Source organism: Bradyrhizobium amphicarpaeae (assembly GCF_002266435.3).
GTDB classification, from domain to species: domain Bacteria; phylum Pseudomonadota; class Alphaproteobacteria; order Rhizobiales; family Xanthobacteraceae; genus Bradyrhizobium; species Bradyrhizobium amphicarpaeae.
This window is the reverse complement of sequence record NZ_CP029426.2, coordinates 2,449,968-2,476,717: the sequence shown is the minus strand read 5'-3', so window position 1 is coordinate 2,476,717 and position 26,750 is coordinate 2,449,968. Positions and strand designations below refer to the sequence as shown.

Genomic DNA, 26,750 nt, shown 5'->3' with positions numbered 1-26,750 from the left:
CGCGACGAAGCAATCCAGACTTTTCACGAATGCATTTCTGGATTGCTTCGCGGAGCCTGTCATCGGGCCGCGCTTCGCGCGGACCCGTTGGCTCGCAATGACGAATTGGAGAGTTCAGGATATCTTCGGAAACAGCTACACTCTCCACACCAACAAAAAAGGAACCAACAATGGATCTCGGTCTCAAAGGCAAGAACGCCATCGTGCTCGGCGGCACGCGCGGCATCGGGCGGGCGATTGCGGCGACGCTGGCCGGTGAAGGCGCCAATGTCGCGGTGTGCGCGCGCAATGCCGATCAGGTTGCAGCCGCCGTCGCCGAGTTGAAGGCGCAGGGCGTCAACGCCACCGGCGGCCCGGTCGACGTGACCGACGGTGCGGCGCTGAAATCCTGGATCGAGGGTGCGGCTAAAGACCTTGGCGGCATCGACATGCTGTTCTCCAACGCCGGCGCGATGGCGCAAGGCCACGATGCCGCATCCTGGGAGCAGAATTTCAGGCTCGATCTGCTCGGTGCCGTGCATGCGTTCGATGCCGCGCGGCCGTTCCTCGAAGCCAGCGGAGAAAGAAGCGGCGACGCCGCCTTCGTCATCATCTCCTCGATCTCGGCGGCGCAAGCCGACACGGCCAGCTCCTACGGCCCGATCAAGGCGGCGCTGATCCACATGGCCAAGGGACTGGCGCGGCAACATGCGAAGAAGAAGATCCGCGTGAATGTCGTGTCGCCCGGCACGGTCTATTTCAAGGGCGGGGTCTGGGAGATGGTCGAAAAAAACATGCCCGAACGCTATAACGACGCCATGAAGCGCAATCCGACGGGACGCATGGCAACGCCGCAGGAGATCGCGAGCGCGGCGGTGTTTCTGGCAAGCCCGGTGTCGGGGTTCACCACGGGATCGAATCTCGTCGTGGACGGCGCGATCTCGAACCGGGTGAATTTTTAGGGGGCGGCATCATCCGCGCAGAACTCGTAGGGTGGGCAAAGCGAAGCGTGCCCACGCCTTTGCGGGGAGCCGCAAAAGGTGGTGGGCACGGCGCTTACGCCCCTTTGCCCACCCTACGGCAGTTGAGGGTGCGGCAGGTCCCCGTGCTCCTCAATGAAAATCCCGCGACGGCGGCAGGATGCGGACGTTGCGGGGATGGCGGATCTTCTGTGCGGGCATGTCGGAGAGATCGCGGCGGTCGTCGTTGAGCTCGCCGCCTGCCTCGAGCGGCAGTGGATGCTTGCGGCTCAGCGCATCGTTGGCGAGACCGACCAGATCGTACGAACGATCGATCATGCGCTGGGCGATGAGATGCGTCACCTTCTCGGGGCTGCTCTGGATATAGCCCTGAACCTCGATGAGGCGCGCGCCCATCACCTCTTTGCGGTACTGCTCCATGATCTTGGGCCAGACCACGACATTGGCGATGCCGGTTTCGTCCTCCAGCGTCATGAACACGACGCCGCTGGCGCTGCCCGGCCGTTGCCGCACCAGCACCACGCCGGCGCAACGGACCCGCCGCCGCTCGTTCTCGTGACTGATCTCCCTGCAGGCGACGATGCGCTCACGAGAAAACATCTCGCGCAGGAATTCCATCGGGTGGCCCTTCAGCGACAACCGGATGGTCTGGTAATCCGCGACCACCTGCTCGGCGCGCGGCATCACAGGGAGCGGCTTGGCATGCTCGTCCGGCTGCTCGCGCGCGGTCGCCGCCTCGAACAGCGGCAGAGCGACGTCGTCGGGCAGCCGCCGCACCTGCCACAGCGCTTCGCGGCGATCGAGCCCGAGCGAACGGAAAGCATCGGCATCGGCGAGCAGGATCAGCGCGCGCTTGGGCAAGCCGGTATCGCGGGCAAAATCCTCGAGCGAGGTGAAAAGACGCCGGTTGCGCGCGGCAACGATGCGGTCGGCCCAGTCTTGTGATTTCTCCGCGTTGTCATTCCGGGGCGACGCGTCAGCGTCGAGCTCTGATGCGCAATTGCGCATCTGAGAATCCATTCCGCCAGGCCCATGCGGCCCGATGGATTCCGGGCTCGCGCTGCGCGCGCCCCGGAATGACAGCCGATCCCTCTTCAGCCGCTCCTCATCTTCATCGAGCCAATGAAAGCCGTCGATCTGGCGGAAGCCGAGACGGACCGCGCAGTATTTGCCGCTTCCCCGCTCCAGCGTGTTCTGCGCAAAGCTATAGGACACGTCGATGTCGCGCACCTCGACGCCATTCTTGCGGGCGTCGCTGACGATCTGTGCCGGCGCGTAAAAGCCCATCGGCTGCGAATTCAGCAGGCCGCAGCAGAAGGCGTCGGGGTGATGGTATTTCAGCCATGACGAGATGTAGACGAGCTGAGCGAAGCTTGCGGCGTGGCTCTCGGGAAAACCGTAGGAGCCGAAGCCCTTGATCTGGTCAAAGCAGTTTCGCGCGAATTGAGGATCGTACCCTCGGCGGATCATGTTGCCGATCATTTTCTCTTCGAAATTGCCGATGGTCCCGACATTGCGAAACGTCGCCATGGCACGCCGCAATCCATTGGCCTCCTCCGAGGAAAACTCCGCGGCCACGATCGCGATCCGCATCGCCTGCTCCTGAAACAAGGGCACGCCGAGCGTCTTGTGAAGAACCTCGCGAAGCTCGTTCTTGTTGCCACCCCTGGGATAGGGATACTCGATATCCTCCGGGTTCATTTTCCGCCGGCGCAGATACGGATGCACCATGTCGCCCTGGATCGGGCCCGGCCGCACGATCGCGACTTCGATGACGAGATCGTAGAAGGTTCGCGGCTTCAGGCGCGGCAGCATGTTCATCTGGGCGCGGCTCTCGACCTGGAACACGCCGAGCGACTCCCCGGCACACAGCATGTCGTAAACCTCCTTGTCGTCCTGCGGAACGCTCGCCAACACAAAACGCTCGCCCTTGTGCTGGTCGATCAGATCGAAACACTTCCTGATGCAGGTCAGCATGCCCAGCGCGAGCACGTCGACCTTCATCATGTTGAGCGCGTCGACGTCGTCCTTGTCCCATTCGATGAAGGTGCGGTCGTCCATCGCGGCATTGCCGATCGGCACATAGGTATCGAGCCGGTCCTGGGTCAGCACGTAGCCGCCAACATGCTGGGAGAGATGGCGCGGGAATTCGATCAGCTCGGTCGCAAGCTCGACCGCGAGGTTGATCATGGGATTGCCGGGATCGAGCCCGGCCTGGCGGACCTGCATGTCATTGAGACCCTTGCCCCAGCTGCCCCAGACGGTGTCGGCCAGCGCGGCGGTGACGTCCTCGGTCAGACCCAGCGCTTTGCCGACGTCGCGGATGGCGCTGCGCGGGCGGTAGTGAATGACGGTGGCGATGATCGCGGCGCGGTGGCGGCCGTAGCGGCGATAGACATATTGCATCACCTCCTCGCGGCGCGAATGCTCGAAATCGACGTCGATGTCGGGCGGCTCCAGCCGCTCCTTGGAGATGAAGCGCTCGAACAACAGATCGACCTTGGTCGGGTCGACCGAGGTGATGCCGAGCAGGTAGCATACGGCCGAATTCGCCGCCGAGCCGCGGCCTTGGCACAGAATGTTCTGGCTGCGCGCGTATTGCACGATGTCGTGCACGGTGAGGAAGTAATGCGCGTATTTCAGCTCGGCGATCAGCGCGAGCTCCTTGTTCAAGGTCGCGCGCAGCTTGTCGTCGATTTTGCCGCCGAAATATTTGTCGACGCCCGCCCAGGTCAGATCCTCCAGATGCCCTTGCGCGGTCTTGCCCGGCGGCACCGGCTCGTCCGGATACTGATATTTGAGCTGGTCGAGCGAGAAGTCGATCTTCCCCGCAAAACGCATGGTCTCCGCGATCGCTTCAGGGAAATCGCGGAACAGCCGCGCCATTTCTCGCGGTGTCTTCAGGAACCGCTCGGCATTGGCTTCCAGCTTCCGCCCGATCGCCTCGATCGTGGTCTTTTCCCGGATGCAGGTCAGCACGTCCTGCAGCGGACGGCGGCCGGCATCGTGATAGAGCACCTCGTTGGTCGCGAGCAGCGGCACCTTTGCTTTGGCCGCGAGGTCATCGAGCCGGGCCAGGCGACGGCGGTCGTCGCCGCGATAGACCAGGCTCGCTGCCAGCCATACGCCCTCGGCGCAGCTCGCCTTCAGCTTTGCAAGCACATCCAGCGCCTGCGCCGGCTCGAAACGATGCGGCAGCGTCAGAATCAGCAGCTGGCCTTGCGAAAACTCCAGGAGATCGGCGAAGGCGAGACGGCACTCGCCCTTCTCGATCCGCGTGATGTCGTCGCCACGCTTGCCCCGGGTCAGGAGCTGGCACAGCCGGCCATAGGCGGCGCGGTCGCGCGGGTAGACCAGGATGTCGGGCGTGCCGTCGCTGAAGACGATGCGCGCGCCGATCAGCAGTTTCGGCTTGTGCACCACCTTGTCGTTGTCGAGCTCATTCCAGGCCCGCACCACGCCGGCGAGCGTATTGTGATCGGCGATGCCGATCGCGGGAAGGCCGAGCTTGCTCGCCTGATGCACATAGGCGCGCGGATCCGAGCCGCCGCGCAGGAAGGAGAAGTTCGTGGTGATGCCGATCTCGGCATAAGCGGGCGTACTCATGCGAAGAGACCGTGCACATACCAGCCGGGAGGAGTGGGCTTGCCATCGGCATCGAAGCATTCTCCCTCGTAAAGTCCGTCGCGAAAGATCCAGAAGCGCAGGCCTTCGGTGTCCTCGATGCGAAAGTAATCCCGCGTCAGCTGCTTGCCGTCCTGCCTCCACCATTCCATGGCGATACGCTCGGGCCCCTCCACCCGCACCACGGCATGCAGCGCGCGGCGCCAGGTGAATTGATGCGGCGGACCATCCGGCACGGCCGCGAACGGCACCTTGATCGGCTCCGGCTTGTCGAACAGCCGCAAGGGACGCAGCGGCGGCTCGCTCTCGGTGCGAACGGGCCATTCGGCCTGCATGGCGGCAGCGAGATAATGCTGCGCTGGCGCCGCCATCACCGCGCATTCGGGGATATGGGTCTCCTCGGGCAGGTGCACGACGACGCGTTTTCCGCCGATGCGCGCGGCGATCCGGTCGATCAGGGCAGAGAGCTCGTCATTGTCGTGGACATGGGCGTCGAGATCGCGCTGCTCCTGCACCACGATCTCGGTGCGGCTCGCCGACAGGCGCACCATGTCGAAGCCGAAACCGGGATCGAGGGGATCGGCGAGCGCATCGAGCCGCTCGCGGAACAGCCGGTCGATGACTTTACTTTGCGTCACCGGCCGCCCGGCCTCGACCATGATCGCGCGGACCACGCCGTCGGTGCGGAAGAAGGCGGCTTCCAGCCGGCGCGCGCCCTTGCCCTGCTTCTCCATGGAGGCGATCAGCGTGTCCGCCAGCCGCGACAGCGTCATCGCGATCATTGTGTCGGTCGCGATCGGCTCGGCAAAGCGCTTCTCGACGATGTAATCCGGCAGCGGCTTGCGCGGGCTGATCGGCGCATCGCCCTGCCCCAGCGCATGCGCGAGCAAGGTTGAGAACCGCGCCCCGAACCGCGCCGTGATCTCGCTCGGCGAACGGGAGGCGACATCGCCGATGGTCTTCAGCCCGGCGCGGCGCAGGCCGGTGCTGATGGCTTCGCCCGCACCGAGCGCGGATACCGGAAACCGGTCGATCGCCGCCGCCTCCCCGCCATCGGCAACGATGCTGTGAGATGCCTGCCGCGTCAGCGTGCGCGCACAGACCGAGGTGCCGGCGATCGCCGCGCTGACGGCAAAGCCTTGTCGGCCGAGCGCACGAACCAGCGTCTGCAACAACGCGGCCTCGCCGCCGAACAGATGTGCGCAGCCGGTGATGTCGAGGAACAGCCCGTGCGGCGGATCGAGCGCGACCAGCGGCGTGAAGCGGTCGCACCAGTCGGCGATATCGCTGAGCGTCTTCGCATCGGCGACGATATCGGCGTCGAAAACCTTTAAGTCCGGACACATCGCCCGGGCATTCGCCAAGGGCTGGCCGATGTATAGCCCCAGACGCTCGGCAGATTCATCCAGCGCATGGATCACCAGTGCATTGTTGTCCTTGACGACGACGATGCTCGGCTCATGATTGGTTTTACCCAGCCCGGCGCTGTTGAAGAAACGCTGGATCCTGTCGATCGGCAGGCGTGGCAGCCACAGGCTGAGAATACGCCGACGGTTCACTGAACTGGCACTCATCACAATTCCATTCCATGATCCACCGGCCGCATGGGCCATGACGATTGCGCAACAGCTCGGCATCGAAGCGCGGCGCGCCCCACGCGGCCCACACCGGCCCCGGCGGCGAATGCGCCGCGCGCAGCATCCACCTGGTCTCCGCGGTCGAGGGCAGCGGCTGCGCCGCCATCCGCAGCATCAGCCCGGTGACGCCGGAGCCTTGCGCGGCCAGCGTCAGCTTGCGGCTCGCCACCAGATCGAACTGCCCGACATCGCCCCAGAGCTCGAGCACGACGGCGCCGAGCGCATCGCAGGCGAGCGCATCGGCCGAGCTACGCAGCGCGCTCTCGACATCGGCGGCGCGCACCGTCACCACGCGGCGCGGATCGAGGCCGAGCTCGGCGAGCCCGCTCATCGACAGCGCGCCTGCCTCTATCTCCGAGAAATCCTGTCGTATCCACAGCAGCGGCCGCTGCGCCGAGACGCGCCCGGCAAGCCCCATGACGAAGCCAGTCGCGGCCGGGCCCTGGCGCCCCTCGCAAAACACCTCGTGGAGCGCCGCGCGCGCGAGGCCGCCCTTCAGCGCGTTGTCGGCTTCGCTGTGACCGAGTGCAACGCGATCGTGCGGATGCATGACCGCCGCCGTCTCGATGCGCTCGATCTGGCCGCGCAAACTCGCAAGCGCGCTCATGCGTGCGCCGCTCATGCCCGCCGCTCCTTCAGGGGTGATTGCCGATGGCTCTTAAAAATAAGAACCAGCGGCTGGCTCATTTGTTCATGATATGTTCTAATATAAAGCTAACGGCGGCCGGGGAGTCAATCGAATTGGTGCTCCGCCAGATTCGCCAGCTGAATCAAAGGGATTCCAAGATGGACGTGCAACGCAAGCTGGAAATTCTGGCGGACGCCGCCAAGTACGATGCGTCCTGCGCCTCCAGCGGCACCGAGAAGCGGGATTCCAGCGACCGCAAGGGTATGGGTTCGACCGCGCCAGGCATGGGCATCTGTCATTCCTATGCGCCGGACGGCCGCTGCATTTCGCTGCTCAAGGTGCTGCTGACCAACGCCTGCAATTACGATTGCCTCTATTGCGTCAACCGCGCCTCCTCGAACGTGCCGCGCGCCCGCTTCACCGTCGACGAAGTGGTCAAGCTGACGCTCGACTTCTACCGGCGCAATTACATCGAGGGCCTGTTCCTCTCCTCCGGCATCATCCGCAGCCCTGATTACACCATGGAGCAGGTGGTGAGCGTCGCGCGGAAACTACGCGAGGAGCACCACTTCCGCGGTTACATCCACCTAAAGACCATTCCCGAGGCCGACGACGCGCTGATCGCGGAGGCCGGCAAATATGCCGACCGTCTCTCCATCAACATCGAGATGCCCGAGGAGACCAGCCTGCAGCAATTCGCGCCGGAGAAGGACGTGCGTGCGATCCGCCGCACCATGGGCCGACTCCGGCTGAAGCTGGACGAGGCCGAGGAGAACCGGGCAGCGAAGACGAAAGCGAGGCCGCAGCGCTTCGCCCCGGCAGGCCAGAGCACGCAAATGATCGTCGGCGCAGATAGCGCCTCCGACCACACCATTCTCCACACCAGTTCCAATCTCTACGGCTCATACAAGCTGAGGCGCGTTTATTATTCCGCCTTCAGCCCGATCCCCGACGCCAGCCGCGCCTTGCCTCTGGTGCAGCCGCCGCTGCTGCGCGAGCATCGGCTCTACCAGGCCGACTGGCTGATGCGGTTCTACGGCTTCGATGTCGGCGAGATCGTCGACGACAGCGCGATGCTGCCGCTCGACATCGATCCGAAGCTCGCCTGGGCGCTGCGCCATCGCGACCGCTTCCCGCTCGACATCAACCGCGCCAGCCGCGAGGAACTGCTGCGCGTGCCGGGTTTCGGCACCAAGGCGGTCGAACGCATCATCGCGACACGACGCACCACCACGATCCGCCTCGCCGATCTCGCCCGGCTGCACGTGCCCCGCAACAAGGCGCTGCCGTTCATCGTCCTCAGCGACCACCGCCCCTCGCCGCATCGCCTCGACGCCGCCGGGCTGATCGAACGCTTCAAGCCGAAAGCAACACAATTGGGATTTGGCTTCTGATGCAGTACGTCACGCTCGACACCGAAACCGATTTCGACGGCTGGCGCAAAGCCGCGCGCAGCCTCGCGCTTCATCATGTGCAGCCCGCCGATGTCACCTGGACCGTGCAGGGCGGCGAAGCGGAGTTATTCGCGCCGCAAGCGCCGTCTCCGATCCTCGACGTGAACGAAGGCAGCTTCAACGTATCAGGCAAATTCGTCGATCTCGCCAGGGCCGCGATCCTGCATCGTGATCCCGAGCGCTTTGCGATCCTCTATCGCCTGCTCTGGCGGTTGAAGGACAATCACGACCTCATCGAGGTCGCAATCGATCCTGATGTCGCGCAGGTCACGACCATGGCGAAAGCGGTCCGTCGCGACGAACACAAGATGCACGCCTTCGTCCGCTTTCGCGAGATCGGACGCGAACGCGCCGCGCATTATGTCGCCTGGTTCGAGCCGGAGCATCACATCGTCGAGCTCGCCGCGCCGTTTTTCGCCAAACGCTTCGCCGATATGCCCTGGTCGATCCTGACGCCGGACCTCTGCGCACATTGGGACGGCCATGCGCTCTCATTCACGCCGGGCGTCAGCAAGAGCGAGGCGCCAGGCGAAGACCGGCTGGAGGAAACCTGGCGGCGCTACTACGCCAGCATCTTCAATCCGGCCCGGCTCAAGGTGAAGGCGATGCAGGCCGAGATGCCCAAGAAGTATTGGAGGAACCTGCCCGAGGCTTCGATCATTAAACCGTTGATCGAGGACGCCGAGCGCATGACCGGTGCTATGATCGCCAATGCTGCAACCGATCCGCACAAACCTCAAAAGCGGCCGGAGGTCCCCATGACACGCAAGACCGCCGCCGACGATCTCGAAGCGCTCCGCGAGGAGGCCGCGCATTGCCGCGCCTGCCCGCTCTACAAGGACGCAACGCAGACCGTGTTCGGCGAAGGCCCGAAGAACGCCAACATCATGCTGGTCGGCGAGCAGCCCGGGGACAAGGAAGACCTTGCCGGCCATCCCTTCGTCGGCCCGGCCGGCCAGATGCTCGACCGCGCGCTCGAGGAGGCCGGAGTCGATCGCAAGAAGGTCTATGTCACCAACGCGGTGAAGCACTTCAAATTCGTGCCGCGCGGAAAGATCCGCCTGCACCAGAAGCCGAACACGCCGGAGATCAAGGCGTGCCGGCAATGGTATGAGCGGGAAGTCGCGACGCTCCAACCCGATCTGATCGTAGCGATGGGCGCCACCGCTGCGCAAAGCGTGTTCGGCAAGATCACCCCTGTCGGCAAGACCCGCGGCCGGCTCATCGAGCTTCCCGACGGACGCAAGGCGCTGGTGACGGTGCACCCGTCTTATTTGCTGAGGCTGCCCGATCCGGAAGCCAAGGCGCTGGAATATCAGCGCTTTGTCGACGATTTGAAGATCGTTGCCGGCGTGCAGAAGAAAGCCGCGCAGGCCGCCTGAATACTGGCAGGAAAACGGTTATCAACCGCCGCTTGTCATCCGGCCTTCAAATCCATCGCGGACAATACCCTTACTTCAAAGTTAAGGGGCGTCCAGACATGACCGATGTTGCATTCGACCGCGCGGTAGCCGATCCCGCGCCGATCCAGCCTGCCTCGCGGCCGAACCTCGACAAGGGCTTCAATCCGCTGACGATGATCCTGTTCTTCGGCATCCTTGCCGCGGGCTTGCTGTTCGTCGCCTACAGCATCTATGTCGACGTCAACGCGACCGGCGCGCGGGTGACGACCTACCTGCCCTACATCCTGTTGTTCGTCGCGCTGCTGATCGCGCTCGGATTCGAATTCGTCAATGGCTTCCACGACACCGCCAATGCGGTGGCGACCGTGATCTACACCCATTCGCTGCCGGCCGAAGTCGCTGTGATGTGGTCGGGCTTCTTCAACTTCCTCGGCGTGCTCATGTCCTCCGGCGCGGTCGCCTTCGGCATCGTCTCGCTGCTGCCGGTCGAGCTGATCCTGCAGGTCGGCTCCAGCGCCGGCTTCGCGATGGTGTTCGCGCTGCTGATCGCCGCGATCCTGTGGAATCTCGGCACCTGGTTCTTCGGCCTGCCCGCCTCCTCCTCGCACACGCTGATCGGCTCGATCATCGGCGTCGGCGTCGCCAACGCCGTCATGCGCGGCCGCGACGGCACCTCGGGCGTGGACTGGAGCAAGGCCACCGAGATCGGCTACGCGCTGCTGCTGTCGCCGCTGTTCGGCTTCATTTGCGCCGCCGTGCTGTTGCTGCTGCTCAAGGTCATCGTACGCAACCCGGCCCTGTATGCTGCGCCCGAAAGCAACAAGGCGCCGCCGCTCTGGATCCGCGGCCTGCTGATCGCGACCTGCACCGGCGTCAGCTTCGCGCACGGCTCGAACGACGGCCAGAAAGGCATGGGCCTGATCATGCTGATCCTGATCGGCACCGTGCCGACGGCCTATGCGCTCAACCGCGCGCTGCCGGAATCTCAGGTCGCCCAGTTCCAGAAGGTCTCGGATGCCGCCTCCAGGGTGATCGCGGCCAAGGGCGCCGGTCACTCGATCATCGGCGACCCCCGTCCTGCGGTGACGCAGTACATCACCTCGCACCACATCAGCGAAGGCACCTACCCCTCGCTGTCGGTGCTGGTGAAGGATGTCGGCGACCAGGTCGCGAAATACGGCTCGCTCAACAAGGTGCCGGCGGAAGTGGTCGGCAACACCCGTAACGACATGTACCTGACCTCGGAAGCGATCCGCTTCCTGATGAAGGACAAGGAAAACGACCTCAACAAGGATGAGGTCGCGACCTTGAACGCCTACAAGGGCGGACTCGACAGCGCCACGAAGTTCATCCCGACCTGGGTGAAGGTCGCCGTTGCGATCGCGCTCGGCCTCGGCACCATGATCGGCTGGAAGCGCATCGTGATCACGGTCGGCGAGAAGATCGGCAAGAGCCATCTCACCTACGCGCAGGGCGCTTCGGCCGAGTTGGTGGCCGTCGCGACGATCGGCGCCGCCGACGTGTTCGGCCTGCCGGTCTCCACCACCCACGTGCTGTCGTCCGGCGTCGCCGGCACCATGGCGGCGAACGGCTCGGGCCTGCAATGGTCGACCATCCGCAATTTGTTGATGGCCTGGGTGCTGACCCTGCCCTGCGCGATCATGCTGTCGGCCACGCTCTACGTGATCTTCTCGCGGATCTTCTGAGAAGGACGACACTGAAATGCGAATGGCCGGGCTTGCGTCCGGCCATTCGAGTCAGTTTGTCATTCCGAGGGTGGCTCCAAGAGCCGAACCTGGAATGACGACGGAGGCGCTTACGACGCCGCGAGCGATTCCTCGACCAGCTTGACCCAGTAGGACGTGCCGAACACGATCGCCTCGTCGTTGAAATTGTAGGCGGGGTGATGCAGCCCGGCGCTGTCGCCGTTACCGCAGAAGATGAAGGCGCCGGGCCGGGCTTCCAGCATGTAGGCGAAATCCTCGCCGCCCATCAGCGGCGGCATCTCGTGCACATTGGCATCGCCCGCGACTTGCCTGGCAATGCGCCGCGCCACCTCGGTCTCCGCCGCGTGGTTGTTCACGACGGGGTAGTTGCGCTGGTAGCGCAGGTCGATCTTGGCGCCGGTGATCTGCGCGACGCCCGCCACCACCTCATGCACGCGCTTCTCGACCAGCTTGCGTACCTCCGGCGACAGCGTGCGGATGGTCCCCTTCAGCGTCGCGGTCTGCGGAATGACGTTGCGGGCGTTACCGGCGTGGAATTCGCATATCGAGATCACGGCCGATTCCAGCGGATCGACGCTGCGCGCGACGATCGACTGCAGCGCCGTGATCACCTGTGCGCCGACCAGCACGGAATCGATGCATTTGTGCGGACGCGCGGCATGGCCGCCGAGGCCCTCGATGTTGATGTCGACCTCGTCGGTCGCCGCCATGATCGGGCCCGGCCGGATCGCGAACGAGCCGATCGGAATGCCGGGACCATTGTGCATGCCGTAGACCTGCTCGATGCCGAAGCGCTCCATCAGGCCATCCTTGACCATGGCCGCGCCGCCGGCGCCGCCTTCCTCGGCGGGCTGAAAGATCACGATCGCATCGCCGGCGAAGTTGCGGGTCTCGGCGAGGTAGCGGGCGGCCCCGAGCAGCATCGCGGTGTGGCCGTCATGGCCGCAGGCGTGCATCTTGCCCGGAATCTTGGAGGCGTAAGGCAGGTTGGTCTGCTCCTCGACGGGGAGCGCATCCATGTCGGCGCGCAGGCCGATGGTCTTGAGTCCCTCGCCGGCCGGCTTGTTGCCCTTGATCACCCCGACCACGCCGGTCTGGCCGAGGCCGGTGACGACCTCATCGCAGCCGAACTCGCGCAGACGGTCCGCGACGAATGCTGCGGTGCGGTGGACGTCGTACAGCAGCTCCGGATGCTCATGGATGTCCCGGCGCCAGGCCTGAATATCGGGTTGGAGGTCGGCGACGCGGTTCACGATGGGCATGGAGGGTCTCAGGCGTTGTTGAAAATGCAGGACTGTCTAACATGCAAGCGCCAGTCCACCCAACTGCCGCGGGCCGAGGGTAACCCTGTCCTCTCGTCATGGCCGGGCTTGTCCCGGTCCTCCGCGTCTGACTATTAGGACGGAAGGTGCGTGGATGCCGGGACAGGCCCGGCCGTGACGCGCCTGTGGGTGGAAGCAGATGCCGAGGCGGCTCGAAGGTGAATTTGACTACATCGTGGTGGGGGCAGGTACGGCGGGCTGCATCGTCGCCAATCGCCTGTCGGCCGATCCCGGCAAGCGCGTGCTCATCCTCGAGGCCGGCGGCGACGACAACTGGATCTGGTTCCACATCCCCGTCGGCTATCTTTTCGCCATCGGCAATCCGCGCTCGGACTGGATGTTCAAGACCGAGGCCGAGCCCGGCCTGAACGGCCGTTCGCTGGCCTATCCCCGCGGCAAGGTGATCGGCGGCTGCTCGGCGATCAACGCCATGATCTCGATGCGCGGCCAGGCCGCCGACTATGATCACTGGCGCCAGCTCGGCATGACCGGCTGGGGCTATGAGGATGTGCTGCCGCTGTTCAGGCGGCTCGAGGATCACTTCCTGGGGGCGAGCGAGCATCACGGCGCCGGGGGCGGCTGGCGTATCGAGGCGCCGCGGCTGTCATGGGACGTTCTCGATGCGGTCGGCGATGCCGCCGAGCAGATGGGGATCAAGCGCATCCCGGATTTCAACACCGGCGACAACGAAGGCACCAGCTATTTCCACGTCAACCAGAAGCGCGGCCGACGCTGGTCCTCGGCGCGCGGCTTCCTCAAGCCCGCCCTCAGGCGCCCCAATTTGCGGCTCGAGAAGCATGTGCTGGTCGACCGCCTGATCATCGAGCAGGGCCACGCCGTCGGCGTGCGCTTCATCCAGAACGGCGAGATCATCGAAGCGCGTGCGAAACGCGAAGTGGTGCTCTCGGCAGGCTCCATCGGCTCGGTGCAGGTGCTGCATCGCTCCGGCATTGGACCTGCCGATTGGCTGTCGCCGCTCGGCATCGACATCGTCATGGACAAGCCCGGGGTCGGCCGCAATCTGCAGGACCACCTGCAGCAGCGGGCGATCTACAAGGTCGAGGGCGTGCGCACGCTGAACGAGACCTATTACAATCTGTTCCGCCGCGGCCTGATGGGGCTCGACTACGCCTTCCGCCGCCGCGGTCCGCTGACGATGGCACCGTCGCAGCTCGGCATCTTCACGCGCTCGGATGCGACGCGTGCCCGCGCCAACATCCAGTTCCACGTGCAGCCGCTGTCACTCGACAAGTTCGGTGATCCCCTGCACCGCTTCCCCGCGATCACGGTGAGCGCCTGCAATCTGCAGCCGACCTCGCGCGGCACCGTGCGGCTGCGTTCTGCGAGCCCCGACGAGAAGCCGATCATTGCGCCGAATTATCTGTCGACCGACGACGACCGCCAGGTCGGCGCCGATGCGATCCGCACCACGCGACGCCTGATGCAGCAGAAGGCGCTGGCAAAATATCGCCCGAGCGAATATCTGCCCGGCCCCACCGTGGGCGACGACGATGCCTCGCTCGCCAAAGCCGCCGGCGACATCGGCACCACCATCTTCCATCCCGTCGGCACCGCGAAGATGGGCGCGGTGAGCGATCCGATGGCGGTGGTCGACGAGCGCCTGCGCTTCTACGGCCTGGGCGGGCTTCGCGTCGTCGATGCCTCGATCATGCCGACCATCACGTCGGGCAACACCAACACGCCGACCGCGATGATCGCCGAGAAGGGCGCGACGATGATCCTGGAGGATGCGAAGTAGCATTCCGCCGCCATGATCAACCCGCACCGCTTTTCCATCGGCCCCGCCGGCGCAGAGATCGCCATGCTGCAATGGGGCGAGAGCGGCAGGCCGCCTGTCCTGCTCGTGCATGGCACCGGCTTCGTCGCCGCGGTCTGGGACGAAGTCGCGCGCGAGCTTGCATCGAGCTTCACCGTCTATGCGCTCGATCGCCGCGGCCATGGCGCGAGTCACAAGCCCGGCGCCTATCACTTCCTGGACTACACCGAGGATGTCTGCCGGGTGATCGGTGCGCTCGAGCTGAATGACGTCTACGGGATCGGCCACAGCGCCGGCGCGACGGACCTGCTGCTCGCGGCGAAACTCCTGCCCGGACGCTTCACACGGCTGTTCGTGATGGAGCCGACCGTGATGGACCCACGCGCGGCGCGCGCCGGGGCATTGAACGACGAATCCGTCGTCTGTGTCCAAGGCACCTTGCGCCGGCGCGCTGAGTTCGAGAGTGCCGACGCCGTGTTCGCGCGCTACCGCGCCGCGCCGTCCTTTGCGGATTGGACCGAGACCTCACTGCAGGCGTATGTGCGCTATGGCTTCACGACGCTTGACGATGGCCGGGTACGGCTTTGCTGCACGCCGGAGATCGAGTCGGCGATCCTGCGTCCGATCTACGAAGCGATGGAGCAGGTTTACGTCGGCGACGCCCGCGGCAATCCGTTTGCAGGGCTCGCCGAGATCGACTGTCCCGTGCGCGTCACGACCGCCGCAAAGTCAGGCCCGATCTATTGGGAGATGGCGGCGCGCGCGGTCGCGCTGATTCCGCGGGTCAGCACACTCGTCTTCGAAGACGCCGGGCACTGCGTGGCGCAGGAACTGCCGACGGCCGTGGTGAAAGCTGTGCGGGAATTCGCGGAATAGATCTCGTGCCCCGGACGCGCTGCAGCGTGCAACGCTGCTGCGCTAAGCCGGGGCCCATCTCGCCGCTGGTCGCGCCGCCTTTTGGGTCCTGGCTCTGCGCGACAACGCTACGCGTCGCCGCGCGTCCGGACACGAAGCCACCTCACGAAAACGTCATCGCCATCCACGAATAAATCCACTCCTCCCCCAATCACCTCCTCGAAGCCCAATTCCGGGCGACAGGAGACGTGGGATGAGCGGACACGATCACGGGGACGACGGCGTCAGCCGCCGCAAGGTGCTGGAATGCATGACCTGGGCCGGCACCGGGGTGCTCTGGACCGTCACGGGCGGCGTGCCGCGGTCGCTCGGCATCATCGATTCCGCGCAGGCTGCGACCGCGGCGACGCCCGGCATGACCTTCCTGCAGATCAGCGACAGCCATGTCGGCTTCGACAAGCCGGCCAATCCCAACGCGCTCGGCACGCTCGAGGAGGCCGTCAACAAGATCAACGCGATGCCGGTCAAGCCCTCGTTCATGATCCACACCGGCGACATCACCCATCTGTCCAAGGCCGCCGAGTTCGACAATGCCGAGCGCATCATCTCGCAGAGCAAGCTCGACGTGCATTACGTGCCCGGTGAGCACGACTTCCTCGACGAAGAGGTGAAGTTCTATCGCGAGCGCTACGGCCGCGGCACCAAGGGCGCCGGCTGGTACTCCTTCGACGCCGGCGGCGTCCACTTCGTCGGCCTCGTCAACGTCGTCGACCTCAAGGGTGGCGGTCTCGGCAATCTCGGCGCCGAACAGCTCGCTTGGCTCGAGGACGATCTCCGCGGCAAATCGAAATCGACCCCAATCGTGCTGTTCGCCCATATTCCGCTCTGGACCGTCTATCCGGAATGGGGCTGGGGCACCGAGGACGGCGGCCGCGCACTGGAATACGTCAAGGGTTTCGGCTCGGTCACCGTGCTCAACGGGCACATCCACCAGGTGATGCAGAAGGTCGAAGGCAACGTGACCTTCCACACCGCGCGCTCGACCGCCTTCCCGCAGCCGGCGCCGGGAGCCGCCCCCTCGCCCGGCCCGATGAAGGTCGAGGACGCAAAGCTGCGTTCGATGCTCGGCGTCGCCAGCATCAACTTCAAGCAGAACGAGCAGCGGCTCGCGATCATCGACACGCCGCTCCAGGGTTGATCGGAAGCTTACAGATGAAGACACTCAATCGCCGCGACTTCGGGGTCGCTGTGGCCGCGGCCATCCTGCTCCCCGTCACCACTGCCCGTGCCGACGAAACCAGCATGGAAGTGCATATCGACAATTTCGTCTTCCAGCCGGCCGAGCTCAAGATCAAGGTCGGCACCACCGTGACCTGGACCAACCGGGACGACATCCCGCACACCGTGGTGTCGGCCGGTAAGTTCAGGTCCAAGACCCTGGACACCGACGACAAGTTCTCGTTCACCTTCACCAATGCGGGCGACTACAAATATTTTTGTTCGCTGCACCCGCACATGACGGGGATGATCAAGGTTGAGTAACGTCTCGAACCAAGGCATCAACGTCCTGCCCGGCCGGTGGTCCCACGTCGGCCGGGCTCCTGCGTCTCCGGCGACATCCGGCGAAACGGCAAAGCGAGCGGCGATGCCAGCGACAAGCGACCATCCAGACAAGGCGCGGCGTTTTCGCGAGGCGGCGCTGCCCTATCTCGACGATGTCTACACGCTCGCGCGCTATCTGCTGCGCGACGCCTCCGACGCGGAAGATGCGGTGCAGGAGTGCTATCTGCGCGCGCTGAAGCATTTCGACAGCTATCGCGGCCCGGCCATGAAGCCCTGGCTGTTCGCTATCCTGCGCAACGTCTGCAACGCCGAATACGCGCGGCGCGCACACAGGCCAAGCGCACTCGAGGATACGCCCAATGCCGCCGAGCAGACGCCGATTTGGCAGGAGAGCGAGGCGAGCCCGGAGACCGAGGTGCTGCGCAACCGCGATGCCGGCGCCATCCGCAAACTGATCGACGCGCTGGCGGAACCGTTCAAGGAAACCTTCGTGCTGCGAGAGATCAACAACCTGTCCTATCGTGAAATCGCAGACGCCGTCGGCGCGCCCATCGGCACCGTGATGTCCCGCCTCGCCCGTGCCCGCGCCATGTTGCGCGCGGCATGGACGGCGGAAGAGGAGCACTCCAGATGACCTGCGACGAAGCAAGGATCATGCTTCACGCGCTGCTCGACGGCGAGCTCGACGCCGGCCATGCGCGCGAGGTCGAAGCTCATATCGCAAGCTGCCCGGCCTGCGCGGCGGAGTTTGCCACACAGCGGGAGATGCAGCGCGTGCTCGCCGACACCAATCTGCGTTACACCGCGCCCGCCAGCCTGCGCGACCGGATCGAGGCGTCATTGCCGGAGCCGCAGCGCCAGCAGCCGACCCGCCGCTCCGTGCTGCGCGGCTTTGCGATGGGCTCGGCGGTCTCGGCTCTCGCCGCAACCGGAATCGTCGCCGTGGTGCTGCGCCAGGACGACCAGCAGCGTATCCTCTCGGAAGTCGTCTCGGCGCACCTGCGCTCGCTCCAGGCCGGCCATCTCATCGACGTGGTCTCGACCGACCAGCACACGGTGAAACCGTGGTTCAACGGCAAGCTCGATGTCGCCCCGCCCGTGATCGACCTGACTGCACAAGGTTTTACGCTGGTCGGCGGCCGGCTCGACTATATCGACGCCCGCGCCATCGGCGCGGTGGTCTACAAGCGCCGGCAGCACGTGATCAATTTGTTCGTGGCCCAGACATCGAGCACTGAGCATCGGCCGCCGAAAACGCAGACCATGCAGGGCTTCAACTGCCGCCGCTGGGGCGAGCGCGGCCTGAACTTCTGGGCCGTCAGCGACATCGGTGCCGACGAGCTCGCCGAATTCGTCGACAAGTTCGAGGCGGCGATGAAGGCGAATGTGGAGGGGTAGCCGCATTTGCTGGTAAGGCGCGATCACAACTTTTGATTGCGACATCAGAGGAGCGCTGCTAATTCAGCGCTATGATGCGCTCTCTACTTCTTGCCGCGGCCCTCGCCTGGATGATCGCCGCTCCCGAGCCGGCGGCAGCCCGCGACGGGCTCGCAACCACGATGCGAGCCGTCCTCTACGAGGAGGACCTGAGCAATCCCAGAGGCAATCGCTCAGTGGGGCAGATCACTTGGCGGGTCGAACCGACGACCGATGCCTCCGCTCCATCTGGTGACATCACGATACGCGGCACAGTCGAGATACCCTCGCGAAAGCTGCGAATGACGCTTGCCATCCGACGAAATTTCGACTCCGCATTGCCCGCCACCCACACCGTGCAGATCGATGTCACGCCGGGTTTGGCGGCTGGCAAGATCAAACAAGTCATGGGACTTCTGATGAAGGCCAACGAGCAGGCCAAGGGCGCGCCCCTTGCGGCGCTGTCGGTAAAAGTCGACGACACGCATTTCCTGATCGGCCTCTCGGCTGTGCCGCAGGATGCCTCCAACAACTCGCTTCTGGTCCGAAGCAGAGCCTGGATGGACATCCCGATTGTCTATGCAACACAACGCCGCGCGATTCTCGCGGTCGAAAAGAACGGCGACGTCTTGCCGATGTTCAATACGGTCTTTGCTCGCTGAGCCGATGACGCGTCGCCCCGATGGAGCGCAGCGCAATCCAAAGCCGAACTCGCCTGTTTTGAGGATCCCGGATTGCGCTGCGCTCCATCCGGGCTACGGTATCTCTACGCCGACCGTCGCACCGCGTTGTCCACCAGCGTCTTGCCGAGCGACCAGATCGCGCCGGGGACCTTGTGGCTGCCGGCGATGACGTCGTCGAACGCCTTCTCGATCCAGCTGCAGTCCTCCTCGGTGATGGTGAGCGGCGGCAGCAGCTTGATGGTGTGGCTGCCGTGGCCAGCCACTTGCGTGAGGATCTTGTGGTCCTTGAACAGCGGCACGGTGATGAGCTGGCAGAACAGGCCCTTGTTGGCGGCTTCCAGCACGTTCCAGGAGGCGCGCAGCCGCAGCGACTTGGGCGGACCGAACTCGACCCCGATCATCAGGCCCTTGCCGCGCACTTCCTTCATCAGCTCGTAGCCGGGCACCATCCGCGTCAGCGCCAGGCGTAGCTCGGCGCCGCGCTTGGCAGCGGACTCGATCAGCTTCTCGGACTCCATGACATCGAGCGTGGCGATGCCCGCGGCCATCGCCAGATCGTTCTTGGAGAAGGTGGAACCGTGCACCACGGCGCGATCCATCTGATTAAAAATCTTGTCGAAGATGGCCTTGCGCGTCAGCACCGCACCGACAGGCACGTGGCCGCCCGACAGCGACTTCGACAGCAGCACCATGTCGGGCTCGACGTTCCAGTGCTCGACCGCGAGGAAGCGGCCGGTGCGGCCCATGCCGGTCTGGATTTCGTCGGCGACGAACAGCGTGCCGTATTTCTTGCAGAGTGCGGCCGCGCCCGGCAGGAACTCGTCTGTGGGCAAGTTGACGCCCTTGCCCTGGATCGGCTCGACCACGAAGGCTGCGACCTCGCGCGAGGCCAGCGCCTTTTCCAGCGCGGCCAGATCATTGAACGGGATCGAGGTGCAGCCAGGAAGCAGCGGCTCGAACCCGGTGCGGAAGTTCGAATCACCCGTCAGCGACAGCGCGCCATAGGTCAGGCCGTGATAGCCGTGGGCGCAGTAGACGATACCGGGGCGGCCGGTGGCGCCTCGCGCGAACTTGATCGCGGCTTCGACGCATTCGGCGCCGGAATTGGCGAAGAACACCTTGTCCAGATACGGGACATATTTCAGCAGCCGCTCGGCGAGCACGCCGGCCAGTACCGAGACGTCGAATTGGACGAGGTTGGGCAAGTCGGCATCGAGCACGCTCTTGAGCGCATCGCGCATGACCGGATGATTGCGCCCGATCGCGAACACGCCAAAGCCGGACAGCAAATCGAGATAGCGCGCGCCGTCGCGATCGTAGAGATACTGCCCCTGCCCCTTCTGGAAGCCGACATCGTAGCCGATGGTCTTGAGAACCCGAACGAACTGCTCGTTCAGATACCGATTATGCAGGGTGCTGCGCTGGGCCTGACGGTCCGCGAAAAGCTGAGACATGTCTGGATTTGGGCTGTGCATCCGCTACATACTTCGCTTGAGGGCCGTCTCGTCAACTGAAAACGGACCGTGACTGAAAACGGTCTGTGCGGCCTTTTGCCCTTTTTCGGACCATCTTCGCAAGCACAGCTTTAGCCCATGTTGCACTGCCAAGGAACTCTCATGCGTTTAGCCCTTTATACCGGACTAATACTGGCTGGCGGTTTCACCTGCCTGACCCCGGCGCTCGCCGCCGATCCCACCGGCGACTGGCGGGTTGCCGACGGCGTCGCCAACATTCGCGTCGCCCAATGCAATGGCAGCATGTGGGGCGCCGTTTCCTGGGAAAAGCAGCCCGGCGGCCGCGACGAGAACAATCCGGATGCCTCGAAGAAGACCAGGCCCACGCTGGGCATGGTGACCCTGATCGACATGAAGAAGAAGCCCGGCGCCGAGCAGTGGGAAGGGCAGGTCTACAACGCCAAGGACGGCCAGCTCTACAGCGCGACCATCACGCCTGCCGGCACCGACCAGCTCGAAATCAAGGGCTGCGTGATGGGCTTCCTCTGCGGCGGCGAGACCTGGACCCGGGTCGGCCCGCCGATCCCCTCGAGCCCCGCCAACGCCATGGCCAAGGGCGCGCCCAAATCCACCGGCGCGGCGCCGAAGGCCGCAACAGGCACGACCGTTGCCGCCGCGCCTGCGCCCGCAGCCCCGAAGGCCGGCGGCGCGGCCAAGCCCGGTCAGAAGGGCACGGCCGACCCGGTCGGCGACATCTGCCTACTCCCTGAGATTGCGGGGTTTGCCCATTAGGGCCGGCTGAAACAGCAGCACGGCGGCGAGCGTCGTCACCAGCGAGAGTGCCAGCAGCTTGCCCATGCTGGACGTGCCTGGATGGCTCGACAGCCACAGGCTGCCGAACGCGGTCGCCGTCGTCAGCGCGCTGAAGAAGATCGCGCGCGTCAGGCTGGTCTGGAGCAGGTTCGTCCTGCCCGAGCGCCAGGCCACGACATAATAGATCTTGAAGGCGACGCCGACGCCGAGCAGCAGCGGGAACGCGACGATATTGGCGAAGTTGAGCGGCAGGCCGACCAACACGCAGATTTCGAGCGTCACCGCGCCGGCGACCAGGAGCGGCACCAGCGTCATCAGCACGTCGACGAAGCGGCGCAAGGTGATCCACAGCAAGAGCCCGATCACCAGCAGCGCGTAGATGCCGGCATGGATGAACGCCCGCACCACGGTGTCGCCGGATTTCAGGATCGAAACCGGCCCGCCGATCGCGGTCGGCTCGGCAACGAGCACCGCCGCCGCAAATTTGCGCAGCGTGTCGTTGTCGTTGGGATCGCCCTTGGGCAGCGCCTCGACGCGGATGATGCCGTCCTTGCTCTTCCAGCCGCTGACGAGGTCCGGCGGCAGTGAGGCGAGAGTGACGGGCCCGGCCTGCATCGCGTTCCTGAGCTGGTCGAACACGATCTTCATCGGCGTGACGAACACGTCCTGCGCCTTGTTGCGCGTGGCCTCGTCGCCATTGGCGAGCTTTTCGAGCGCGTCCGCCAGACGGCGCGAGGCAATCGCACCCGGCCCCTTCGCCTCGCCCGCGGTCCGGCGCAGATTGTCGACCGAGGATTTCAGCGATTCGACGTTTTCCTTGTCGGTCGGCGCCGCATCGATCTGATCGGGGTTGAGTGCGGGGTTCAGCACCTTGGCGCCCTGCGCCAGCAGCTTCAGCTTCGGCGGCTGGTCCTCGGGCACGAAGCTGTTGAGCGACATCACCCGCAACACCTCAGGCACCTTCTCCAGCTTGGCCTCGATCTGCTTTGCCTGCTCTTCGGACGTGGTCATCACGTTGATGGCATTGGCGCCGGTGTTGGGGTCCTTGCGCAGGTCGAGGAAGGTCGCGATCGATTCGGCCTTCGGGTTGCGCAGGTTCATCGGATTGAAGTCGAACTTCATGAAATAAAGCAGCGGCAGGCCGGCGACTGCCAGCAGCAGCGTGCCGCCCACGACCAGCACGCGATGCTTCTCCAGAAAGTGATCGACCGGCGCCAGGAAGGCGTAGCCGACCGGCTCCTTTTCGCCGGGCGGGTTGAGCAGCTTCAGCATGGCCGGCAGAATGGTGATCGAGGAGAGGAACGCCACCAGCATGCCGACGCCGGCGATCTGGCCGAGCTCTGCGATGCCCTTGTAGTCGGTCGGCATGAAGCAGAGGAAGCCGGCCGCGGTCGCCATCGCCGCGAGCGACAGCGGCACCGCCGAGCGCTTTGCCGCCAGCACGAGCGCGCCCGTGAGATCGTTGTGCTTGTAGCGCTCCGAGCGGTAGCGGACGCTGTACTGGATGCCGAAATCGACGCCGAGGCCGACGAACAGCACCGCAAACGCGATCGACAGCAGATTGAACGATCCGACCATCATCAGGCCGGCCGCGGTCGTCAGCGCGAGGCCGACGAAGAGATTGACGAACACCGCGAAGATGATCTTCGCCGAATGCAGCGCCAGCCACAGGATGAGCAGCACGACGAGGACGGTGCCGATGCCGTTGACGACGGCGCCCTCCTGGACCGTGGCGTATTCCTCGTTGGCGATCGGGACAGGACCGGTCAGCCGCACCTGCGCCTGGTACTTGGTCGCGAAATCCAGATCGGCTGCGGCCTTGCGGATCGCGTTGGTGGCATCCTTGCCGGGCTCCAGCGCGTTGTAGTCGAGGATCGGCTTGAACTCGATGAAGGCGCGCTTGTCGGAATCCTTCAGCGGCTCGTCGCTGACGAGTTCGCGCCAGGAGAAGCTTGCATTGCCCTTGTTGAGCACGGTCTCGACCGTCTGCGCGATCAGGTTGAACGGACGCGCGGTGTTGTCGAGCTTGACCTGGCCGCGCTTGACGCCGGCAAGTCCGGTCTCCAGCGCGCCGGTCAGGCCGCGGATCGAGGGATCGCCGGCCATGATCTCGATCAGGGGCGCTGCGGATTCGAACTCGCTGGTGATCTTGCCGACCTCTTCGGTCGGCAGGAACAACAGTCCGTTCTTCTCGAAGAACTCGCCGCTGCCGAGTTGCTGCAGGGACTGGAAATTGGTCTTGTCGTCCTTCAGCCGGGCATAGAGCGCGTCCGCCGCCGCACTCGTCATCTCCGGGGTCCGGGCCTCGACCACAGCGAGGATCGTTTCGTTTTGATCGAACGCCTTGTCGAACTGCTGGTCGCGCTTGCGCCAGTCGAGATTCTGGGAAATCAGCGAGTTGATGTCGGTGTTGATGGCGAAATGGTGCGCAGCGTAATAGCCAGCCCCCACCGCCAGCAGGAGCCCGAGAACGACGACGAGGGAGGCAAACCGGGTGCAGGCCCTGACGATGGCAACGACGACGCTTTGCAGCACTTCTTTTCTTTCTGCGGTTAACAGCTTGCCGGAAACGCCCGCTGTTTATCGGAGTTCCCAGGCGAAACCTATTGCTGTTTTGAGTGGCACCCGCCGCCGGAAGGTTCGAGGTAACGGCGGAAGACCGTGGCAAAATCATGCGGGGCGTCGGTATAGCCGGGGAGTTGAGGCGGGAAAGTGACGGAGGGCCGGTCACTGCTGTCGCTGACTTGCGTACACCCGATTCTCTACTATAATACCGCAAAATTGTTCCGGTCGGGAACCTGGATCTTACGACCTTTCCCCGCTGCCGATTTTTTGACACAAAGTATTGCGCCTCCATGCGTCGGCCCCGGCGCGGGTGGTTGGCTACCGCGTGCGCGGACCAATGGTGCGGATATTGCAACGCTTTGGTCAGCGCCGGGTGCCGCCGGGGACTTGCGAAGCGGATGGGTGCAACTTGCGTGATGGGCGTCCTATGGAAGTTTATCTGGCGCAACCGCGCGGCTTCTGCGCGGGCGTGGTGCGTGCGATCGAGATCGTGGAACGGGCGCTGGAGAAGTATGGCCCGCCCGTCTACGTGCGCCACGAGATCGTGCACAACAAATACGTCGTCGAGAGCTTGAAGGACAAAGGGGCGATCTTCGTCGAGGAACTGTCCGAGGTGCCGCCGAAGGCGGTGACCGTCTTCAGCGCCCATGGCGTCGCCCGCAGTGTCGAGGAAGAGGCCGCTGCGCGCGACCTTCCCGTGCTCAATGCCACCTGTCCGCTGGTCACGAAAGTTCACAATCAGGGGAAGCGCTACATCACCAGAGGCCGCACGCTGATCCTGATCGGCCATGCCGGCCACCCCGAGGTCGAGGGCACGATGGGCCAGGTTCCCGCCCCCGTGCTGCTCGTTCAAAGCGTCGAAGAGGTTAAGACCCTGGATTTGCCGGCAGATGCGCCAGTGGCCTACATCACCCAGACCACCCTGTCGGTCGACGACACCAAAGATATCATTTCGGCCCTTCAGTCCCGCTTTACAGATATTCAAGGCCCCGATATCCGGGATATCTGCTATGCGACACAGAACCGCCAATCTGCGGTAAGGGACTTGAGCAAGCTGGTCGACGTGATCTTGGTGGTGGGCGCTGCCAATAGCTCGAATTCGAACCGGCTTCGCGAAATCGGCACCGAGGCCGGCGTCGCGAGTTATTTGATTGCCGACGGCAGCGAGCTCAATCCGGAGTGGTTGAAGAATGCGGGAAGCGTCGGCATCACGGCCGGCGCTTCGGCGCCTGAGGTACTCGTGGATGACGTGATTGAAGCGATGCGGCGGATCGGACCGGTCAAGGTCCAGGTATTGCCGGGCCGCGAGGAAAACATCGAATTCCGGCTTCCGGCCCAATTGGCTGCGAGCTGACCTACCCGAATTCCAAGCCCAGAAAGAAACGTTGTAATGGCTATCCCCTTCTTCAAGGAAATGCGTATCGGCGCCTATCTGCTCAAGCAGAAGATGCTTGGCCGCAAACGCTACCCACTCGTGCTGATGCTGGAGCCGCTGTTCCGCTGCAACCTCGCCTGCGTCGGCTGCGGCAAGATCGACTATCCCGATGCGATCCTCAACCGCCGCATGACCGCACAGGAGTGCTGGGACGCGGCCGACGAGTGCGGCGCGCCGATGGTCGCGATCCCCGGCGGCGAGCCGCTGATCCACAAGGAGATCGGCGAGATCGTGCGCGGCCTGGTCGCGCGCAAGAAATTCGTCTCGCTCTGCACCAACGCGCTGCTGCTCGAGAAGAAGCTCGACCTGTTTGAGCCCTCGCCGTATTTGTTCTTCTCCGTACATCTCGACGGCCTGAAGGAGCATCACGACAAGGCCGTGTCGCAGCAGGGCGTGTTCGACCGCGCCGTCTCCGCGATCAAGGCGGCCAAGGCGCGCGGCTTCACCGTCAACGTCAACGCCACCATCTTCGACGGCCATCCGGCCGAGGAGATCGCGAAGTTCCTCGACCTCACCGTCGAGCTCGGCGTCGGCGTCTCGATGTCGCCGGGCTACGCCTATGAGCGCGCGCCGGACCAGGAGCACTTCCTCAACCGCACCAAGACCAAGAAGCTGTTCCGCGACGTCTTTGCCATGGGCAAGGGCAAGAAGTGGAATTTCATGCATTCCGGCCTGTTCCTGGACTTCCTCGCCGGCAACCAGGAATACGAGTGCACGCCGTGGGGCATGCCCGCGCGCAACATCTTCGGCTGGCAGAAGCCCTGCTATCTGCTCGGTGAAGGTTACGCCAAGACCTTCAAGGAGCTGATGGACACCACCGACTGGGAAACCTACGGCACCGGCAAGTACGAGAAGTGCGCCGACTGCATGGCCCATTGCGGCTACGAGCCGACGGCGGCGACCGCCGCTCTCAACAACCCGCTGAAGGCGATGTGGGTGTCGCTGCGCGGCATCAGGACCACCGGCCCGATGGCGCCCGAGATCGACATGAGCAAGCAGCGTCCGGCGCAGTACATCTTCTCGTCGGAAGTGCAGAAGCGTCTGTCGGAGATCCGCAAGGACGAGGCCGAAGCCGCGCAGGCAAAGGCCGCACGGAAGGCTTCGACGGCGGCGTAAAGCGGACGCAATCAACTTTCACGACAAAGGCCCGGCCGCGATCGCGACCGGGCTTTTTTCTTTCGAGCAAGTCTCGTCGGGCTTAGAGACACGCCGTCCCCTCAGCGTCATTGCGAGCGCAGCGAAGCAATCCAGACTGCCTCCGCGGAAAGATTCTGGATTGCTTCGCTGCGCTCGCAATGACGGCGTACGTGGTGCCGGCCTGCTCTCCATCAACGGACTTCCTCGCAGACACACTTAGGCATTCTCGCGACTTCTCTCGCCCGAGCTTTGCTGTTCGTTTCGCGCCATGGAAGACCAAAGGGCGCAGGGAAGGCCG

20 protein-coding genes are annotated in these 26,750 nt (G+C 64.4%); 14 read left to right on the top strand and 6 right to left on the bottom strand.

The features are described from left to right. The first annotated feature begins 170 nt into the window (after positions 1 to 170). The gene (locus tag CIT40_RS11390) at positions 171 to 941 is read left to right on the top strand and encodes an SDR family NAD(P)-dependent oxidoreductase (RefSeq protein WP_094890548.1); all 771 of its coding nucleotides are present in this window, start codon (positions 171 to 173) and stop codon (positions 939 to 941) included. A 150-nt stretch (positions 942 to 1,091) separates the two neighbouring features. Here CIT40_RS11390 and CIT40_RS11385 read toward each other — a convergent pair whose 3' ends face one another. The 3 genes from CIT40_RS11385 to CIT40_RS11375 are packed head-to-tail and all read right to left on the bottom strand — an operon-like array spanning position 1,092 to position 6,842. Continuing rightward, entirely contained in the window at positions 1,092 to 4,565 is a 3,474-nt protein-coding gene (locus tag CIT40_RS11385) for an error-prone DNA polymerase (protein WP_094890549.1), read from the bottom strand. After that, on the bottom strand, positions 4,562 to 6,157 hold the full coding sequence (locus CIT40_RS11380) for a Y-family DNA polymerase (protein WP_162307446.1): 1,596 nt from the start codon (positions 6,155 to 6,157) through the stop codon (positions 4,562 to 4,564). Before CIT40_RS11380 ends, CIT40_RS11385 begins: the two co-directional genes overlap by 4 nt. Then, a complete protein-coding gene (locus tag CIT40_RS11375) occupies positions 6,054 to 6,842 on the bottom strand; it encodes an ImuA family protein (RefSeq protein ID WP_094890550.1) in 789 nt (262 codons plus the stop codon). The genes CIT40_RS11380 and CIT40_RS11375 overlap by 104 nt, the downstream gene beginning before the upstream one ends. 164 nt (positions 6,843 to 7,006) lie before the next feature. Here CIT40_RS11375 and CIT40_RS11370 point away from each other — a divergent pair, with 164 nt between their 5' ends. The 3 genes from CIT40_RS11370 to CIT40_RS11360 all read left to right on the top strand — a co-directional run bounded on the left by CIT40_RS11370 (position 7,007) and on the right by CIT40_RS11360 (position 11,411). Next, on the top strand, positions 7,007 to 8,242 hold the full coding sequence (locus tag CIT40_RS11370) for a putative DNA modification/repair radical SAM protein (RefSeq protein ID WP_094890653.1): 1,236 nt from the start codon (positions 7,007 to 7,009) through the stop codon (positions 8,240 to 8,242). Then, positions 8,242 to 9,684, top strand: a complete 1,443-nt coding sequence (locus tag CIT40_RS11365; protein WP_094890551.1) for a UdgX family uracil-DNA binding protein — start codon at positions 8,242 to 8,244, stop codon at positions 9,682 to 9,684. The genes CIT40_RS11370 and CIT40_RS11365 overlap by 1 nt, the downstream gene beginning before the upstream one ends. A 98-nt stretch (positions 9,685 to 9,782) precedes the next feature. Continuing rightward, complete coding sequence (locus CIT40_RS11360) at positions 9,783 to 11,411, top strand: inorganic phosphate transporter (protein ID WP_094890552.1); 1,629 nt, start codon at positions 9,783 to 9,785, stop codon at positions 11,409 to 11,411. A 110-nt stretch (positions 11,412 to 11,521) separates the two neighbouring features. On the opposite strand, the gene CIT40_RS11355 is transcribed toward CIT40_RS11360, so the two are convergent. Continuing rightward, on the bottom strand, positions 11,522 to 12,694 hold the full coding sequence (locus CIT40_RS11355) for a M20 aminoacylase family protein (protein ID WP_094890553.1): 1,173 nt from the start codon (positions 12,692 to 12,694) through the stop codon (positions 11,522 to 11,524). 199 nt (positions 12,695 to 12,893) lie between these two features. Here CIT40_RS11355 and CIT40_RS11350 point away from each other — a divergent pair, with 199 nt between their 5' ends. The 7 genes from CIT40_RS11350 (at position 12,894) to CIT40_RS11320 (ending at position 19,027) form a co-directional block, all read left to right on the top strand. Then, a complete protein-coding gene (locus CIT40_RS11350) occupies positions 12,894 to 14,513 on the top strand; it encodes a GMC family oxidoreductase (RefSeq protein WP_094890554.1) in 1,620 nt (539 codons plus the stop codon). Between the two features lie 12 nt (positions 14,514 to 14,525). Beyond that, positions 14,526 to 15,407 (top strand): alpha/beta fold hydrolase, encoded by an 882-nt coding sequence (locus CIT40_RS11345; protein WP_094890557.1) that lies wholly within the window; start codon positions 14,526 to 14,528, stop codon positions 15,405 to 15,407. Positions 15,408 to 15,639: 232 nt separating this feature from the next. Continuing rightward, positions 15,640 to 16,584, top strand: a complete 945-nt coding sequence (locus CIT40_RS11340) for a metallophosphoesterase family protein (protein WP_094890558.1) — start codon at positions 15,640 to 15,642, stop codon at positions 16,582 to 16,584. 14 nt (positions 16,585 to 16,598) lie between these two features. Then, positions 16,599 to 16,928: a cupredoxin domain-containing protein gene (locus tag CIT40_RS11335; protein WP_094890560.1), complete on the top strand. Its 330-nt coding sequence runs from the start codon at positions 16,599 to 16,601 to the stop codon at positions 16,926 to 16,928. A 103-nt stretch (positions 16,929 to 17,031) separates the two neighbouring features. Further along, positions 17,032 to 17,583 carry a sigma-70 family RNA polymerase sigma factor gene (locus CIT40_RS11330; RefSeq protein WP_094890562.1) on the top strand — a complete coding sequence of 184 codons (552 nt, stop codon included), beginning with the start codon at positions 17,032 to 17,034 and terminating at the stop codon, positions 17,581 to 17,583. Further along, positions 17,580 to 18,347 (top strand): anti-sigma factor family protein, encoded by a 768-nt coding sequence (locus CIT40_RS11325; protein WP_094890563.1) that lies wholly within the window; start codon positions 17,580 to 17,582, stop codon positions 18,345 to 18,347. Before CIT40_RS11330 ends, CIT40_RS11325 begins: the two co-directional genes overlap by 4 nt. Positions 18,348 to 18,457: 110 nt before the next feature. Beyond that, complete coding sequence (locus tag CIT40_RS11320; RefSeq protein ID WP_148667191.1) at positions 18,458 to 19,027, top strand: hypothetical protein; 570 nt, start codon at positions 18,458 to 18,460, stop codon at positions 19,025 to 19,027. Positions 19,028 to 19,131: 104 nt separating this feature from the next. Here CIT40_RS11320 and hpnO read toward each other — a convergent pair whose 3' ends face one another. Further along, the gene (gene hpnO, locus CIT40_RS11315; protein ID WP_094890566.1) at positions 19,132 to 20,523 is read right to left on the bottom strand and encodes an aminobacteriohopanetriol synthase HpnO; all 1,392 of its coding nucleotides are present in this window, start codon (positions 20,521 to 20,523) and stop codon (positions 19,132 to 19,134) included. 141 nt (positions 20,524 to 20,664) lie between these two features. Here hpnO and CIT40_RS11310 point away from each other — a divergent pair, with 141 nt between their 5' ends. After that, on the top strand, positions 20,665 to 21,294 hold the full coding sequence (locus CIT40_RS11310) for a DUF2147 domain-containing protein (protein ID WP_162307445.1): 630 nt from the start codon (positions 20,665 to 20,667) through the stop codon (positions 21,292 to 21,294). On the opposite strand, the gene hpnN is transcribed toward CIT40_RS11310, so the two are convergent. Continuing rightward, positions 21,262 to 23,850, bottom strand: coding sequence for a hopanoid transporter HpnN (gene hpnN, locus CIT40_RS11305; RefSeq protein WP_094890569.1), 2,589 nt, complete (start codon positions 23,848 to 23,850; stop codon positions 21,262 to 21,264). The two genes, CIT40_RS11310 and hpnN, sit on opposite strands and share 33 nt — an antisense overlap. 457 nt (positions 23,851 to 24,307) lie before the next feature. On the opposite strand from hpnN, the gene ispH reads away from it, so the two are divergent. Both ispH and hpnH read left to right on the top strand, forming a co-directional pair. Further along, complete coding sequence (gene ispH, locus CIT40_RS11300; protein WP_094890570.1) at positions 24,308 to 25,234, top strand: 4-hydroxy-3-methylbut-2-enyl diphosphate reductase; 927 nt, start codon at positions 24,308 to 24,310, stop codon at positions 25,232 to 25,234. A gap of 36 nt (positions 25,235 to 25,270) precedes the next feature. Further along, a complete protein-coding gene (gene hpnH / locus CIT40_RS11295; protein ID WP_094890572.1) occupies positions 25,271 to 26,431 on the top strand; it encodes an adenosyl-hopene transferase HpnH in 1,161 nt (386 codons plus the stop codon). Positions 26,432 to 26,750: the final 319 nt, after the last annotated feature.

What these genes read in the sequence shown, in the direction of transcription:
- CIT40_RS11380 (WP_162307446.1), bottom strand. Translation starts at nt 6,157, where the DNA reads ATGAGTGCCAGTTCAGTGAACCGTCGGCGTATTCTCAGCCTGTGGCTG.
- hpnH (WP_094890572.1), top strand. Translation starts at nt 25,271, where the DNA reads ATGGCTATCCCCTTCTTCAAGGAAATGCGTATCGGCGCCTATCTGCTC.
- CIT40_RS11340 (WP_094890558.1), top strand. Translation starts at nt 15,640, where the DNA reads ATGAGCGGACACGATCACGGGGACGACGGCGTCAGCCGCCGCAAGGTG.
- CIT40_RS11325 (WP_094890563.1), top strand. Translation starts at nt 17,580, where the DNA reads ATGACCTGCGACGAAGCAAGGATCATGCTTCACGCGCTGCTCGACGGC.
- CIT40_RS11370 (WP_094890653.1), top strand. Translation starts at nt 7,007, where the DNA reads ATGGACGTGCAACGCAAGCTGGAAATTCTGGCGGACGCCGCCAAGTAC.
- CIT40_RS11360 (WP_094890552.1), top strand. Translation starts at nt 9,783, where the DNA reads ATGACCGATGTTGCATTCGACCGCGCGGTAGCCGATCCCGCGCCGATC.
- CIT40_RS11320 (WP_148667191.1), top strand. Translation starts at nt 18,458, where the DNA reads ATGATCGCCGCTCCCGAGCCGGCGGCAGCCCGCGACGGGCTCGCAACC.
- ispH (WP_094890570.1), top strand. Translation starts at nt 24,308, where the DNA reads ATGGAAGTTTATCTGGCGCAACCGCGCGGCTTCTGCGCGGGCGTGGTG.
- CIT40_RS11390 (WP_094890548.1), top strand. Translation starts at nt 171, where the DNA reads ATGGATCTCGGTCTCAAAGGCAAGAACGCCATCGTGCTCGGCGGCACG.
- hpnO (WP_094890566.1), bottom strand. Translation starts at nt 20,523, where the DNA reads ATGCACAGCCCAAATCCAGACATGTCTCAGCTTTTCGCGGACCGTCAG.
- CIT40_RS11310 (WP_162307445.1), top strand. Translation starts at nt 20,665, where the DNA reads ATGCGTTTAGCCCTTTATACCGGACTAATACTGGCTGGCGGTTTCACC.
- CIT40_RS11355 (WP_094890553.1), bottom strand. Translation starts at nt 12,694, where the DNA reads ATGCCCATCGTGAACCGCGTCGCCGACCTCCAACCCGATATTCAGGCC.
- CIT40_RS11365 (WP_094890551.1), top strand. Translation starts at nt 8,242, where the DNA reads ATGCAGTACGTCACGCTCGACACCGAAACCGATTTCGACGGCTGGCGC.
- CIT40_RS11335 (WP_094890560.1), top strand. Translation starts at nt 16,599, where the DNA reads ATGAAGACACTCAATCGCCGCGACTTCGGGGTCGCTGTGGCCGCGGCC.
- CIT40_RS11350 (WP_094890554.1), top strand. Translation starts at nt 12,894, where the DNA reads ATGCCGAGGCGGCTCGAAGGTGAATTTGACTACATCGTGGTGGGGGCA.
- CIT40_RS11330 (WP_094890562.1), top strand. Translation starts at nt 17,032, where the DNA reads ATGCCAGCGACAAGCGACCATCCAGACAAGGCGCGGCGTTTTCGCGAG.
- CIT40_RS11345 (WP_094890557.1), top strand. Translation starts at nt 14,526, where the DNA reads ATGATCAACCCGCACCGCTTTTCCATCGGCCCCGCCGGCGCAGAGATC.
- CIT40_RS11385 (WP_094890549.1), bottom strand. Translation starts at nt 4,565, where the DNA reads ATGAGTACGCCCGCTTATGCCGAGATCGGCATCACCACGAACTTCTCC.
- CIT40_RS11375 (WP_094890550.1), bottom strand. Translation starts at nt 6,842, where the DNA reads ATGAGCGGCGCACGCATGAGCGCGCTTGCGAGTTTGCGCGGCCAGATC.